Here is a 14,527-nt window from a genome sequence, read left to right on the forward strand (position 1 = left end):
GAGTCAGTTGCCATTAAGGTTTTTTCTTTATACTCACCGGCCGAAAAAATTCACCACCATTTAATTTAGGAGTTATCCGATGCGCAACACCACCTTGCTGGGCCTGGGCCTGCTGGTCGCAAATAGTGCTTATGCTGATTTGGGTGAAATTCCCAAGGAGTCTGGCTGGTCCGGTTTCCTGCTCGGCGGGGTCAGTGTCATCAATTACGAATCAAATTTTTATAGCGGTGATGATGAAAACCGCCGCCTGAGCGGACTGGGCAGTGCCGAGAGCAGCTCCGCCGTTGCCCCGCTGCTCAACGCCGATATCCGATACACCTTTGCCGATACCCGCACCCAGGTCTTCCTCGGTAACCTGATCCAGGATGCCATCCGTTTCGACTTCACCCAGCAGCTCGGTATCCGTCAGGAGATGAGCGACAAGGGCATCGTAGCTGGCTCCGTGGTCTTTAATGCCATGCCGACCGAGCAGTGGAGCGATCCCTTCGCTGTAGGCGTTGATCGCCAGTCGACCGATATCAAGTCAAAAGGGGTTCGCTTCGCCTGGGACAGCATCTGGGGTAGCAACTTCAATGGCAGCCTGACCACCCGCAACATCGAGGTGGATGAGGAGCGCAGCGGCAGCCAGTACGGCGCCGATACTGCAGCCAAACTGGATCGCAACGGCAAGATCCACGCCCTCGACCTCTCCTACAAATGGCAGCTGGCACCCGGTCAGATGCTGGAGCCAGCCTTTATCTACCGCCAAGCCGACCTGGACGGCAGCGCCCAAAGCTACAAGAGCAACGGCCTGCAGTTGACCTACGGCATGCGCGCTTCCCAGTGGTCTTTCGTCAGCAACGCCTATCTGGGCCAGACCAAATATGATGAGGCCAACCCGATCTTTGGCCAAAACGCCGACTCCGACGAGTTTGCCCTGACCGGTACCTTCTTCTGGCACCGCCTGTTCGGTATTGCGCCGCTCTCCGCAACCTTTACCGCTGGCTACGCCAAGTCCGATTCCGACATCAACTTCTACGATTCTGAATCCGTGATGTTCAACACCGGCCTGCTCTACAACTTCTAACAACTGTTGTGCGCACCGATACAACAAGGCCACCCGAAGGGGGCCTTGTTGCTATCCGGCGTTTGACTCAAATACCCAGGGAGTCGAGCAGATCGTCGTGATCGTTGGCGACCGGGGCCGCAGCCTGAACCGGCTTGGCGGCATCCTGCTTGGCCTGGGCGATCAGCGCATCGGGATCCAGCTCCTCGTGCTCCATCCCCTCATTGTGGATACGGATGAACTCGGTTTTGTCCATCGCCAGCTCCAGATAGAAGATGTTGTTGCGGGCGGTGAAGAAGGTGACGCGGCGGGACTCCGGGCTGTCGAGATTGGTATCGACGCTCAGCATCACCTGCTTGTTGAGCGCCAGCATCTTCGGCTGGTTCTGGGTGATGTGGGTCTGCAGATCCCGGCCCACCTTGACGGTAAAGCTGCCGACGATCTGGTTCATCAGCTCGCCCATCACGTTGCTCACCTCGTCAGAGGTGTGAGAGATGGCGAGATCCTCCTTGGAGAGCCCCATGCTCAGCATGTAGCTCTCGTACAGTTCCATGGCGGCGGCGGCGGAGAAGTTGATCACCACCAGACCGGAAAAACCGCCATCGAACAGCACGAAGCAGCCGATATCCGGCTTGAGGCAGGTCTTGCTGATCCGCTGCACCATGCCGGAAAACCGCACCTGACTCATGGTCGCAGCACTCAAAACGTCCGTCACCGAGTTGCACAGGCTGAGCAGCACATCCTCTGTGGTCAATACGGCATCGTCATCGGATCTTGTCACTATCATGGGACCTTCCTGAACATCGAAAATGGGCTTATCTATACCATAACTCTAACAGATGGCGCGGCCCGGAGACTGAAATAGCGACGCGCCTCTCAGTTGACTCCGTTATCAGCAGCCACAGGGGTGAAACCACTCAGCTTGGCGAGCCGGGCACGCCATATATCGGCCTGCTGCGCCAAAACTTGTGGCTCGTAAGGCAAGACCGGATGGGCTCCCCAGATGGGGCCGGGCCAGGCGCGATCCGTCGCAAAGCGGGCGACATGGTGAAGGTGGAGTTGCGGCACCAGATTGCCCAGCGCTCCGATGTTGATCTTGTCCGGGCTGAGGGCCTGTTCCATCAGGGCGGCGACGGCGCAGGACTCCTGCATCAGCTGTTGCTGCTGCTCCGGCGCCAGATGGTGAATTTCCCGCAGGTTGGCTACTCGCGGTACCAGGATAAGCCAGGGATACTGGCTGTCTTTGGCCAGCAAGACACGGCAGAGGGGCAGATCCCCGAGCCACCGGGTATCTGCCTGCAGGCGTGAATGCAATTCAAACATGAAAACCTCGTTGAGTACGATGAACAGAGCGCCTGAAAAAGGAGTGTCCACGTTACTGCAACGGGCAGAAAACTTAAAGCTGTGGCACGGCCCAACCGATAAAGCGCTTGCGCAGGGCAGGATCGGCTTGGAGGAACAGCTGCTGCAACTGCCCTTCCAGCTCGCTGGCGGCCACAACGGGTTGAGAGCCGCCAGAAACTGCATTGACTGACGGAGCCGCAACCACTCCCGCTGTCAGCGCCGCCTTGCCGCCGCTGCGGTTGTATTCAGCCAGTTTGCCGTTCCAATCCACCCCAAGCAGCATGCCGCTGGTCACCAGCACATCCTGCTGGATGGCAAGCGCGCGGCCATTCTCCTGCAGCGCCACCACCGGAGCCTTGGCATACGACTGCATCCCCCGCTCGTCCCCCGGTACGCTAGCCGTCAGCTGCAAATGCTGATTGCTGCCCTGATAGCGCACCACCTGCGGCTCGGAGCGTACCTGCCGATCATTCTCGCTGCTGCTGCGACTGGGGATCACCCCCTCGAAGCGCACCAGCAGTTGCTGCTCGCCATCCGCCAGGGTGGCATGCTGCTCGTCCTGCAAGGTACCGTTGCTCACCGCGAGGATGCGGAAATTCTCCGGCACCTTCACTTCCACCATGGCCTGCACACTGCCAGCCCCCAACACTGCACAGAGCAGCACAAAACCGGTCAACCCTCTATTACTCTTCATTCCCGCTGATCTTCCTGATGCCGATGATGGGCGCAGGGTAGCAGCCGAAGATGACAGAAAAATAACGCCGCTCAGAGCAGGTAGTGGGGTCGCTCGGCAAACCACTGGGCCAGCACCTGCTTGAACAACCGGATCTTGCGTGGCACCCGTCGCTGCTGGGCATGCAGCACATGGAGCTGATGCAGGCCGCTCTGCCACTCATCTAGCACGGTCACCAGCTCTCCTGCCCTCAGCAGCGACTCCACCAGCATCAGCGGGCACTTGGCATAGCCCATACCGGCGAGCGCCAGTTGCAACACGGTACTGTAGTGGTTGGCTCGCACCTTGCCCTGCACCAGAATGTGGGCCTCCTCCCCCTCACGGATAAAGTGCCACTGCTCCCAGGCCGGATTGTGCCCCTGCAACAGGCAGCTGCGCCCGCTCAGCTCATAGGGAGTGGCAGGACGCCCCTCTCGCGCCTCCAGTGCGGGGCTCGCCACCACCACATCCTTGAGCCGCCCCAGCGGCAGGGCCACCAGATTGTCCGGCACCTCGTTCATGGCGCGCAGGGCGATGTCGTTCTCCCCCTGACTCATGTCGACCATCTGGTTGGTGAAGTTGAGCTCCACCTCCACTCCCGGGCAGAGCACGGCAAAGCTGGCCAGCAGCTCGCTCACCATGCGATCGCCGGTGCTGACCGGGCAGGTAAAACGCAGCCGACCGCCATCCTCTTCGGTCAGCGCCTGAATATCCTGCTCCGCCTGCCGTGCCAGCGCGAAGATCTCCCCCGCCTGCTGATAGAGCGTCTTGCCCGCCTCGGTCAGGCTGAGGCGGCGGGTGGTGCGCTGCAACAGTTGCGCATTGAGGGAGGACTCCAGCGCGCTAACGTGGCGGCTCAGCATCCCCTTGCTCACTCCCAGCGTATCGGCAGCGGCCGAGAAACTGCCGCGCAGCACCACCTCATAAAAGCTGGCCAGATGGGCGATATCCATCATTAGCTCCAATATGGAAACAATGGGTTTATTTTACGCGCTTTTTCGCCTTTTCTGTTGCGCTAGAATCGACACATCCCAACCAGGAGTGATGCAGATGAAAATTGTGATTGTGGGTGCCTCCGGCACCGTCGGCTCCGCGGTCAGTGAACTGCTTGCCAAAGATCATCAGGTGATCCGGATCGGCCACAGCCGTGGCGATGCCACGGTCGACATGCGCGATCCCGCCTCCATCAAGGCGCTGTTTGCCCAAGTGGGCCAGTTTGATGCACTGGTTGTCGCCAGCGGCAGCGTGGCCTTCAACGGCCTGACCGAGATGACCGACGAGCAGTGGCAGGTGGGACTGGAGAGCAAGCTGATGGGCCAGATCAACCTGACCCGAGCCGCCATTCCCTATCTGACTGACAAGGGTTCCATCACTTTGATCAGCGGTATTCTGAGCGAGGAGCCGATCAACTGGGGCGTGAGCGCCAGCACCGTCAACGGCGCTATCGATCACTTTGTGAGAGCGGCCGCCTGCGAGTTACCCCGCGGCCTGCGCATCAACGTGGTAAGCCCGACCGTGCTGGCGGAGTCGATGGACAAATACGCTGACTTCTTCCCGGGCTTCGTACCGGTACCCGCCGCCAAAGTGGCGCAGGCCTACAAGAAGTCGGTGCTGGGCATCCAGACCGGCCAGGTGTTCAGAGTGAACGGTTGAGCGCTGCTCGCTTACCGCCAGACCAGCAATAAAAATGGGCCCCATAGTGGGGCCCGTCTGTTTCTCTGCCTCTCTCCTTCGCCGCCAGCAAACGTTTGTTTGTTGGCGACAAAAAAAGAGAGCAACCCTTAGTCGATCAGACCGTACTGATCGCGCAGCACCTCGATGATCTCCTGCTTGGGATTGGCAGAACGCGCCAGCTTGTGGCCGATTATCTTCTCGGCGATCCCGACATAGGTGTTGGAGATATCCATCATCACTTCGGTCGGCAGCTTGTTGTCGCGGGCCAGGGCAAAACGTTCCGGCATGCGGTTCTTGTTGAGCAGGATGTCCGGATCCGGGAAGTGGTTGAGCAACCACTGACGGAAACCCTCTTTGGACTTCTCGACAATCTGACCGTCGCGCAGGGCCGCGCCATCCCAGATACGGGAGCTGTCGGGGGTGCCCACTTCGTCCATGTAGATCAGCTTCTCGTTGCCGGCGGCATCGTGGACGTAACCAAACTCGAACTTGGTATCGACGAAGATCTGATCCAGCCCGGCCAGCGCGTCGCTGATGACGTTGAAGCCCTCTTTGAGCAGCACTTCGTAGCGGTCGATGTCGGCCGGTTTGCTGAAGTTGAAGCCTTTATAGTGGCGCTCGATATCGGCACGGGAGACGTTGACGTCATCGGCTTCCGGCACGCCATCCAGCCCTTTCAGCACGCCCTTGGTAGACGGGGTGATGAGGATTTCCGGCAGCTTCTGATCCTTTTTGAGCCCTTCCGGCAGGGTGATGCCGCAGAACTCGCGCTCGCCATCCTTGTAGGCACGCCACATGGAGCCGGTGATGTACTGGCGGGCAATCGCCTCGATCATCACCGGACGGGCTTTTTGCACGATCCAGACGAAGGGGTGCGGAATATCCAGAATGTGGCTGTCGGCCAGTCCCTTCTCCTTGAACAGCTTGAACCAGTGGCTGGAGATGGCGTTGAGCGCCGCCCCTTTGCCCGGCACGCCGTTCAGGCCATCCACACCTTGCCAGATGCAATCGAAGGCCGAGATGCGATCGCTGATCACCATGAGGGCGAGGGGCGCATCGGCCGGCACATCATAGCCTTTCTCTTTTATGAGCCGGGCACTGTCTTCGGGGGTCAACCAGTAGACGCTGCGCACTTTGCCGGAATGGACAGGTTTATCGGTACGGATCGGCAAATCGTCATTCACCGCCAATACTTGATCTGCAAGACTCATGGCTAATAACACTTCCTGTTTGTGGGGGGTAAACATCGCGAGTTCCTCACCTGCGCGCTCTGTTTGCAACGGGCTGGCAAGGGGGCTCGCATCATCGAAAACCGCTCGGAATCCCCGCGTTTTCAGGGGGATTCAGATAACAAAACAGGGGCACAAGGCCCCTGTATTTATTCTGCTTTTGCTGCTGCCTGATCGGCCAGCCCCTTGGCGAACGCCTCGGACAGGCTGATATACATCTGGGAGATAACCCCGGACGATACCGGCTTCTTGTCCTTGTCGAACAGGGTAATGGAGGTCTTGCCTCCCGCCATTTCGCCAAGCTGGAAGCGGTATTTCTCCTCCTCCAGTTTGAACGGCTCGCTCCCTTTCGCCTTCCAGAACTCGGCGCCCGGCTCTTCGTACTCGACGTCGATCCAGCCCAGAGACTGCTGGGTATCCTTGATGGTGAAACCGTAAGCGGGCAGTACCTGGTTGAGGCGACGCCACACCTGCTCAAAGGAGCCTTCGGCAATCCAGGCGCTCAGTTCGTTGTTGTCCAGACCCAGTTGCAGACCCATGCCATCGTTGGACTTGTGCTGCTCGCGGGCTTTCAGCTGGCTGTCGTAATAGAGAGAGAACTGGTTCAGTACCCGCGCGGCATAGCGCTGGGCATCGGCAGGGGTCAGCTTGTTACTGGTCTCGCCATCGATGGTCTCTTCGTGATCCAGCACCCGGACCGACATGTTGACGGCGTGGCGCTGGGCGTCGTTGCGTACGGTGAACTGGTAACGCTGACGGATTTTGAAGTCTTCGTCATCTTCACCCCAGCCATCGAGAGCGACCGTGTTGTCAAACCAGCCGGTCTGCAATACGCCATCCTGCTGATCCAGCTTCTCGGTGGTGACCTTGTATTTGGCCAGGAAGTTCATCAGGAACGACCAGGTATCGCGCTCCACGCTCTGGCTGGTGCTCAGGGCATAGAAGGCAACGGTCGGTTCGGTTGCGCTCTGCACCACCTGACTGCCCGGTACCACGGTCAGCAGTTGAGCGGGAGGGCGCACATCAACCTGGGCGCCGAGGGCACCTTCACGGCTGCTCTCGGGAAGCGGCGGGATATCGTACTGGCTGTTGAAGGTGGGGGCACTCAATCCTGCGGGGATCAAGAACGCGCGGCCCTCGAGGCGGGCATCTTCATAACCGAAGTCGCGGTTGGCCATTTTGCGATCCTGGGGGGTGCTGCAACCGGCCAAGACGGCCACAGTCGCAACGCTCAGCACCAGACGGGCTCTATTTCCCTTTCCATTAGATTTAAACACTCGCCATCAACTCCGCTGTGGTCAGTGCTCGCGCCATCAGCTGTTCGCCCTCGGGGGTGAGGTCAACCAGCGGCAGGCGCAAGGTGGCTGTTGCAATCAACCCCAGTTGGGCACAGGCCCATTTCACCGGGGTGGGGCTCGGTTCGCAGAACAGAGTCTTGTGCAACGGCATCAAGAGATTGTTGATGTCATGCGCCTGCCCGGCATCACCGGCCAGCGCAGCACGACACATGTCGGCCATCTGGGCCGCTGCAATATTGGTGGTGACCGAAATCACGCCATCGCCACCTTGCAGCATAAAATCACAACCAGTGGCATCGTCGCCACTGTAGAGAGCAAACTCCGGCCCGCACAGCTCGCGCAGCAGCGGAGTGCGGCTCAAATCGCCGGTTGCCTCTTTCAAACCGATAATGCCGGGAACCTTGGCCAGACGGGCCACGGTCTCCGGTTTGAGATCGCAACAGGTGCGACCGGGCACATTATAAAGAATTTGGGGCAGACCACTAGCATCGGCGATCGCACAATAGTGGCGATAGAGACCTTCCTGAGTGGGCTTGTTGTAGTAAGGAGTCACCGAAAGGCCCGCCACCACGCCTGTTTTGGCCAGTCGCTTTGCCAATTCAATGGCATGGGCAGTATTGTTGGAGCCGCAACCGGCGATGACGGGAATGCGTCCGGCGGCATACTCAACGGTCTTTTCAACGACGGCGATATGCTCCTGCTCGCTCAGGGTCACCGATTCCCCTGTGGTACCCACCGCAACAATGGCGCTGGTCCCGGCGCTGACATGATAGTCGACCAGTTTGGCCAGACTGGCCCAATCGACTTCACCTGAAGCCAGCATGGGGGTAACGAGCGCAACAATACTACCGCGTAACATGGACTTTTCTCCCGATTTTCAGGGGCGTAATGGTAAAGCTGACCCCTTTGAAAAACAAGGGAGAGAGGGGGCAAGCCGTGATACCATCCGGAACAAAAAGTAATGGACGAAAGTCGGCAGCGTCCCTCAGGGAGTGGTCATCAGGGCCGGAGGGTTGACTTGCCAGCGCGGCTTTCGCAACGAAATAACGGACGAGAGAAGATTTATGACTCACTACCTGGTCGTAACGGCCATCGGCACGGACAGGCCTGGCATCGTCAATGAAGTGACCCGCCACGTCAGTGGCTGTGGTTGCAACATTGTGGACAGCCGCCTTGGCATCTTCGGCAATGAATTTACCTTTATCATGCTGCTCTCGGGCGACTGGAACAGCATGATGCAACTCGAAATCAGCCTGCCCCTGCGTAGCCAGGAGTGGGATCTCATCACCATGATGAAACGCACCGAACGCCACCAGTCCCTGCAGTATGACATCCGCGCCAGTGCCGACCTGTTGATCCGCGACGAGCCCGGCATCGTAAGCCAGTGCACCCAGTTCTTCAGCGAACATGGCTGGAACATTCAGGCGATGCAATCCATGACCCTGGAGCAGCAGCCGTTCAACCTGCTGAAGATCAGTTTTCAGCTCAATCTGGCCAGAGAGGGTGAAGTGGAAGGTTCGCAAACCGCCTTCGCCGAATTCTGTCGTCAACTGGGTGCCGAATCGTTCGAGTTTATCGTCAATCGCAAACACGCCTGAGGGCGTTTTACCCGAGGAGACCCCATGCAACCACTACAAGCTGGCAGCCCCGCCCCCGATTTCTCCCTGCCCGACCAGAATGGCAATCAGGTCAGCCTCGCTGGCCTGCGCGGCAAGAAGGTGCTGGTCTATTTCTACCCCAAGGCGATGACCCCCGGCTGCACCACCCAGGCCTGCAGCCTGCGCGATGTGAACGCCGAGTTGGCCGCCCTCAATGTGGTGGTGCTTGGCATCAGCCCTGATCCGGCCAAACGGCTGAAAAAGTTCGAAGAGCGGGACCAGCTCAACTTCACCCTGCTGGCTGATGAAGACCACGCCGTCGCGGATGCCTTTGGCGTCTGGGGCCCGAAGAAATTTATGGGCAAGGAGTATGACGGCATTCACCGCCAGAGCTTCCTGATCGACGAAGAGGGCAAGATTGCCCACCACTTCGACAAGTTCAAAACCAGCGATCACCATCAGGTGGTACTGGATTTCCTCAAGAGATAACCCTCCCCTGCGTCATTGAAAGGCCTGCCATGCAGGCCTTTTTTATCTGGCCAGCCGCCCCTTGCCAGCGGATTTTTCTCACCAACTCCCCCGCCCAGATCAAAAAATTCATTTTATATATGGGTTAACGTGACCCCAGAATCATCTTCCAGCGAGATATCCCATGAACATGAGCAACACTGAGCGTTTGATCCTGAGCAACCAGTACGAAATTCTGGCGAAACTCAATCCGGAGAAAGCGGACGTCTACCAACGCGCCAGCACCATCATCGAGCGCGGCTACTGCCTGCAGATCCTCGAGCTGGAGAAGAGCTTCGGCCATCTGGATCTGGCAACCTGCCAAGAGGTGATCGACACCCTGGAGCTGCACCACGCGCTGGCCATCTCATGGGGCAATCTGGATGCAGCCGATCAGGGCGAGATCAACGCCAGTCGGCTGGAGTTCAACGGCTACAGCCGCAGCCAGGAGCGTGAGCTGGCTGACTACGTCTGCTTCCTGCTGGAGGTGGACAAGCGCTTCCCCGAGCTCAAGTGCCCGTGCGACGAGCTCTCCAGCGACATCGCCATGCGCGACAAATACCAGCGGATGCTGCAGGTGTGGCGTCAGTGTCCACGTCAGTACAAGCTCTCCATCCAGGAGATCCGCAAGGTGCTGGCGGCCTGATCCGCATACCAACCGCAACAAAAAAGGCGCCACTGGCGCCTTTTTGCATCTGAAACGGGTTATTCGTAGAGAAAGGATTTATCGAGCTGCTGGAAGGCGGCCTTGAGGGTATCGGCCAGCTCTTCATAGCGCGGCTGGGAAACCAGCTGGCGGCGGCCACCCTGCTCGTTCATCTTGCCGTTGATCTCCCGATACCAGCTCGCCAGCGACGGGGGCAATCGGGTATCGGCACGCTGGCCGAGCCAGTAGTAGCCCTGCAGCGGCAAACTGAGCAGAAACAGCACGGAAGTGATGACAGAAGGCCAGTAGTGCAGCTCGCCAAACTGGAACTGCAGCATCACGCTCAACACCGCCAGTGCGGGGATCACCTTGAGGGCGAACTCGGTCGCCTTGATCACCCGATTTTCAGGAAACATCGAATTGAGCTCGGGACGGCGCGGCCAAAGCGTCATATAATGGCGGCCTTGCTGTAACTTAGTTCCAAAAATGTTCATGCTCATACTACCTCCGAGCGCTTTTTGAACGTACTAACGGCAAAACCTCGACAAAATTTGATGCAAAGTAACAAAGGTTGAGGATGACTTTGTTATTTTTCAACAATCGGGTTATCCTTTGTACGCCCATTTTTGCGTCAAAAGCTTCTTGCTATTGACCTGTCAGGGACGTCTGGATTTCGGGTCTTGTATCACTATACAAGGGGCAAGCAACAGATTGCCAACCCTCATAAGGATAAGTTGAAAGTTTTTGGCCGCACCGCGTCCAACGCATCCGCCTACACAACCCAATCTGCGATAGGATTTATTCATGAGTAAGCTGGTTCTTGTTCTTAACTGTGGCAGCTCTTCCCTGAAGTTTGCCGTCATTGACGCAACCACCGGTGATGACCTGCTGTCCGGCCTGGCCGAGTGCTTCAACCTCGACGACGCCCGCATCAAGTGGAAACTGAATGGCGAGAAAGGCAGTGCCGATCTGGGCGCGGGTGCCGCTCACCAGGAAGCGCTGGACTTCATCGTCAACAAGATCCTGCCGCTCAATCCGGAACTGTCCAAGAACCTGATCGCCATCGGTCACCGTGTTGTTCACGGTGGCGAGCGCTTCACCTCTTCCGTTGTCATCTGCGAAGACGTGATTGCCGGCATCGAAGCCGCCGTTCCGTACGCACCGCTGCACAACCCGGCTCACCTGATCGGTATCCGTGAAGCTCGCCGCGTATTCCCGGCGCTGGCTGACAAGAACGTGGCCGTATTCGATACCGCGTTCCACCAGACCATGCCGGAAGAAGCCTTCCTGTACGCCCTGCCGTACAAGCTCTACAAAGAGAACGGCATCCGTCGCTACGGCGCTCACGGCACCAGCCACTACTACATCAGCCTGGAGGCTGCCAAGCAGCTGAACAAGCCGGTTGAAGAGCTGAACATCATCAACTGCCACTTGGGCAACGGCGGTTCCGTCTGCGCCATCAAGAACGGCAAATCTGTTGATACCTCCATGGGTCTGACCCCGCTGGAAGGCCTGGTGATGGGTACCCGCTCCGGCGATCTGGACCCGGCCATCATCTTCTTCCTGCACGACAAGCTGGGCATGAGCGTTGCTGATATCAACACCATGCTGACCAAAGAGTCCGGCCTGCAGGGTCTGACCGAAGTGACCTCCGACTGCCGTTTCGTTGAAGACAACTACGACAGCAAAGAAGAAGCCAAGCGTGCTATGGACGTTTACTGCTATCGCCTGGCCAAGTACATCGGCGCCTACGCTGCCGCCATGGACGGTCGTCTGGACGCCGTTGTTTTCACCGGTGGTATCGGTGAAAACTCCGCCCCGATCCGTGAAATCACCCTGAACAAGCTGGGTCTGCTGGGCTTTGACGTTGATCACGACGCCAACCTGAAGGCTCGTTTCGGCAAGGGTGGCGAGATCACCAAGGCTGGTTCTACCAAGGCCCTGGTTATCCCGACCAACGAAGAGTGGGTTATCGCCCACGACGCGCTGGAACTGGTCGGCGCTTAATTGACGCAGTAACTCGAGGCCGCCCACCAGGGCGGCCTTTTCCTGATCCCAAAAAATGAACAAGGGGTATAAAGTGGCACGCACTATTATGCTTATCCCGGTCGGCACTGGTGTCGGCGTAACTTCCGTGAGTCTGGGCGTTGTTCGCGCCATGGAGCGTCACGGTGTCAATGTCAGCTTCTTCAAACCGGTTGCCCAGCCGCGTCCGGGTGAAACCGGTGCCGAGCGCTCAACCGCCGTTATCCGCGCTGCTGCCAACATCAATCCGCCCGAGCCCTTCACCCTCTCCTACGCCGAGAACATGATCAGCTCCAGCAACACCGATATCCTGCTGGAAGAGATCGTTGCCCGCTTCGAAGAGCACGTGAAATCCAGCGGTGCCGAAGTGCTGGTTGTCGAAGGTATGGTGCCGACCGACAAGCAGCCCTTTGCCAACAAGCTTAACTACGACGTCGCCAAGGCGCTGGACGCTGACATGGTATTCGTGACCCACCCGGGCCATGACTCCAGCCAGAAGCTGAAAGAGCGCATCGAACTGGCCTGCTCCAACTTCGGTGGTGTCAACAACCCCCGCATCGTTGGTTGCGTGATCAACAAGGTTGGCGCGCCGGTTGACGAGCATGGCGTAACCCGCCCTGACCTGACCGAGATGTTCGAAGCCCATCACCACGCTTCTGACGCGGCTCACAACCTGGAAGTGCTGCAAGTGTTCGGCAAGAGCCCGCTGCGCATCCTGGGTTGCATCCCCTGGAACACCCAGCTGATCGCCCCGCGCGCCAAGGATCTCGCCAAGCATCTGGCCGCCAAGATCCTGCACAAGGGTGAGCTGGACAGCCGTCGCCTGCAGACCGTGACCTTCTGTGCCCGCTCCATCCACAACATGGTCGAGCACTTCCGTCCGGGCAGCCTGCTGGTCACCTCCGGCGACCGCTCTGACGTCATCGTCTCCGCCTGCCTCTCCGCCATGAACGGCGTCAAGCTGGGCGCCCTGCTGCTGACCGGCAACTATCATCCGGAGCCGCAGGTCATGGCGCTGTGCCAACAGGCCATGGCCACCGGCCTGCCGATCATGATGACCGGTACCAACACCTGGCAGACCGCCGTCAGCCTGCAGAACTTCAACGTCGACATTCCGGAAGATGACCGCGAGCGTATCGAGCTGGTACAGGACTACGTCGCTGGCCACATCGACAAGCACTGGATCGAGTCACTGACTGTCAGCTCTACCCGTTCCCGTCGCCTGAGCCCGCCGGCGTTCCGTTATCAGCTGACCGAGCTGGCCCGTCAGGCCAACAAGCGTGTCGTGCTGCCGGAAGGCGACGAGCCGCGCACCATCAAGGCTGCCGCCATCTGTGCCGAGCGTGGCATTGCCCGTCCGGTACTGCTGGGTAACCCGGAAGAGATCCGTCGCGTTGCCGAACAGCAGGGTGTGGTACTGACCGATCGCGTCGAGATCATCGATCCGGCCGTTGTGCGCGAGCGATATGTGCCGCGTCTGGTCGAGCTGCGCAAGAACAAGGGCATGACCGAAGTGGTTGCCCGCGAGCAGCTGGAAGACAACGTGGTACTGGGTACCATGATGCTGGAGCGCAATGAAGTTGACGGCCTGGTATCCGGCGCGGTGCACACCACTGCCAACACCATCCGTCCGCCGATGCAGATCATCAAGACCGCTCCGGGCTCTTCCCTGATCTCCTCCATCTTCTTCATGCTGCTGCCTGACCAGGTTCTGGTCTACGGTGACTGCGCGATCAACCCGGATCCGACTGCCGAGCAGCTGGCCGAGATCGCCATCCAGTCCGCCGACTCTGCTGCCGCGTTCGGCATCGAGCCGCGCGTCGCCATGATCTCCTACTCCACCGGTACCTCTGGCGCCGGTGCCGATGTAGAGAAAGTGCGTGAAGCGACCGAGCTGGCCAAGGCCAAGCGCCCCGACCTCATCATCGACGGCCCGCTGCAGTACGATGCGGCCATCATGGAGAACGTGGCCAAGTCCAAGGCACCGAACTCACCGGTTGCCGGTAAAGCCACCGTGTTCGTCTTCCCGGACCTGAACACAGGTAACACCACTTACAAAGCGGTGCAGCGTTCCGCTGACCTGGTCTCCATCGGCCCGATGCTGCAAGGCATGCGCAAGCCGGTCAACGACCTCTCCCGTGGCGCCCTGGTTGACGACATCGTCTACACCATCGCCCTGACCGGTATCCAGGCTGCCCAGGCTGACGAACAAGCCTAATCAGTGCCTGTCTGAAAAAACCGATCACAAAGGCTGCTCACCCCAGGTGAGCAGCCTTTTTTATTGGTTCTCTTTTGAAGACCAGTGAAACATGCCATCAGCGCAGTGTTGCACAGAACAATGCCATGTGATGTGCCAGAAATGTCTCGAGCGTAGCGCCGCGGGAAAGCGTGCCCGCCACCTTAAAGATGTATCTAAAATAGATTCAAGATCATAAGGTTGGATGTATGA

General features: G+C 58.7%; 15 protein-coding genes. 7 read left to right on the top strand and 8 right to left on the bottom strand.

What is annotated here, in order from left to right; translation table 11 throughout:
- Nucleotides 1-79: 79 nt before the first annotated feature.
- Complete coding sequence (locus tag AACT07_RS03425; protein ID WP_019446216.1) at nt 80-1,066, top strand: DUF2860 family protein; 987 nt, start codon at nt 80-82, stop codon at nt 1,064-1,066.
- Between the two features lie 67 nt (nt 1,067-1,133).
- Here AACT07_RS03425 and AACT07_RS03430 read toward each other — a convergent pair whose 3' ends face one another.
- From AACT07_RS03430 to AACT07_RS03445, 4 genes are all read right to left on the bottom strand, one after another.
- Nucleotides 1,134-1,832: a DUF3334 family protein gene (locus AACT07_RS03430; RefSeq protein ID WP_021231953.1), complete on the bottom strand. Its 699-nt coding sequence runs from the start codon at nt 1,830-1,832 to the stop codon at nt 1,134-1,136.
- Nucleotides 1,833-1,921: 89 nt separating this feature from the next.
- Entirely contained in the window at nt 1,922-2,368 is a 447-nt protein-coding gene (locus tag AACT07_RS03435) for an HIT domain-containing protein (RefSeq protein WP_069526598.1), read from the bottom strand.
- Nucleotides 2,369-2,441: 73 nt separating this feature from the next.
- Complete coding sequence (locus tag AACT07_RS03440; RefSeq protein WP_069526599.1) at nt 2,442-3,083, bottom strand: DUF2057 domain-containing protein; 642 nt, start codon at nt 3,081-3,083, stop codon at nt 2,442-2,444.
- 71 nt (nt 3,084-3,154) lie between these two features.
- On the bottom strand, nt 3,155-4,054 hold the full coding sequence (locus tag AACT07_RS03445; RefSeq protein ID WP_069526600.1) for a LysR family transcriptional regulator: 900 nt from the start codon (nt 4,052-4,054) through the stop codon (nt 3,155-3,157).
- Between the two features lie 97 nt (nt 4,055-4,151).
- On the opposite strand from AACT07_RS03445, the gene AACT07_RS03450 reads away from it, so the two are divergent.
- Nucleotides 4,152-4,754 carry a short chain dehydrogenase gene (locus AACT07_RS03450; protein WP_069526601.1) on the top strand — a complete coding sequence of 201 codons (603 nt, stop codon included), beginning with the start codon at nt 4,152-4,154 and terminating at the stop codon, nt 4,752-4,754.
- Between the two features lie 128 nt (nt 4,755-4,882).
- Here the strand turns inward: AACT07_RS03450 and AACT07_RS03455 are convergent, their stop codons facing one another.
- The 3 genes from AACT07_RS03455 to dapA all read right to left on the bottom strand — a co-directional run bounded on the left by AACT07_RS03455 (nt 4,883) and on the right by dapA (nt 8,161).
- Complete coding sequence (locus tag AACT07_RS03455; protein WP_040065098.1) at nt 4,883-5,986, bottom strand: phosphoribosylaminoimidazolesuccinocarboxamide synthase; 1,104 nt, start codon at nt 5,984-5,986, stop codon at nt 4,883-4,885.
- 167 nt (nt 5,987-6,153) lie between these two features.
- Entirely contained in the window at nt 6,154-7,281 is a 1,128-nt protein-coding gene (gene bamC, locus AACT07_RS03460; RefSeq protein ID WP_047436190.1) for an outer membrane protein assembly factor BamC, read from the bottom strand.
- The gene (dapA, locus tag AACT07_RS03465; protein ID WP_069526602.1) at nt 7,274-8,161 is read right to left on the bottom strand and encodes a 4-hydroxy-tetrahydrodipicolinate synthase; all 888 of its coding nucleotides are present in this window, start codon (nt 8,159-8,161) and stop codon (nt 7,274-7,276) included. Before dapA ends, bamC begins: the two co-directional genes overlap by 8 nt.
- Nucleotides 8,162-8,366: 205 nt before the next feature.
- Between dapA and AACT07_RS03470 the strand changes: the two genes are divergently transcribed.
- From AACT07_RS03470 to AACT07_RS03480, 3 genes are all read left to right on the top strand, one after another.
- Nucleotides 8,367-8,900: a glycine cleavage system protein R gene (locus tag AACT07_RS03470; protein WP_064337273.1), complete on the top strand. Its 534-nt coding sequence runs from the start codon at nt 8,367-8,369 to the stop codon at nt 8,898-8,900.
- 24 nt (nt 8,901-8,924) lie between these two features.
- Nucleotides 8,925-9,389 carry a thioredoxin-dependent thiol peroxidase gene (gene bcp, locus AACT07_RS03475; RefSeq protein ID WP_069526603.1) on the top strand — a complete coding sequence of 155 codons (465 nt, stop codon included), beginning with the start codon at nt 8,925-8,927 and terminating at the stop codon, nt 9,387-9,389.
- Between the two features lie 163 nt (nt 9,390-9,552).
- The gene (locus AACT07_RS03480; RefSeq protein ID WP_005341125.1) at nt 9,553-10,053 is read left to right on the top strand and encodes a YfbU family protein; all 501 of its coding nucleotides are present in this window, start codon (nt 9,553-9,555) and stop codon (nt 10,051-10,053) included.
- A gap of 59 nt (nt 10,054-10,112) precedes the next feature.
- Here AACT07_RS03480 and yfbV read toward each other — a convergent pair whose 3' ends face one another.
- Nucleotides 10,113-10,553 (bottom strand): terminus macrodomain insulation protein YfbV, encoded by a 441-nt coding sequence (gene yfbV, locus AACT07_RS03485; RefSeq protein ID WP_005339116.1) that lies wholly within the window; start codon nt 10,551-10,553, stop codon nt 10,113-10,115.
- A gap of 304 nt (nt 10,554-10,857) precedes the next feature.
- Between yfbV and AACT07_RS03490 the strand changes: the two genes are divergently transcribed.
- Together AACT07_RS03490 and pta are read left to right on the top strand one after the other, a co-directional pair.
- The gene (locus tag AACT07_RS03490) at nt 10,858-12,060 is read left to right on the top strand and encodes an acetate kinase (protein WP_005349210.1); all 1,203 of its coding nucleotides are present in this window, start codon (nt 10,858-10,860) and stop codon (nt 12,058-12,060) included.
- A gap of 55 nt (nt 12,061-12,115) precedes the next feature.
- Nucleotides 12,116-14,296: a phosphate acetyltransferase gene (pta, locus tag AACT07_RS03495; RefSeq protein ID WP_005339119.1), complete on the top strand. Its 2,181-nt coding sequence runs from the start codon at nt 12,116-12,118 to the stop codon at nt 14,294-14,296.
- Nucleotides 14,297-14,527: the final 231 nt, after the last annotated feature.

This window comes from Aeromonas sp. ANP5 (genome assembly GCF_963870295.1).
In the GTDB taxonomy this organism is placed as follows: Bacteria; Pseudomonadota; Gammaproteobacteria; order Enterobacterales; family Aeromonadaceae; genus Aeromonas; species Aeromonas veronii.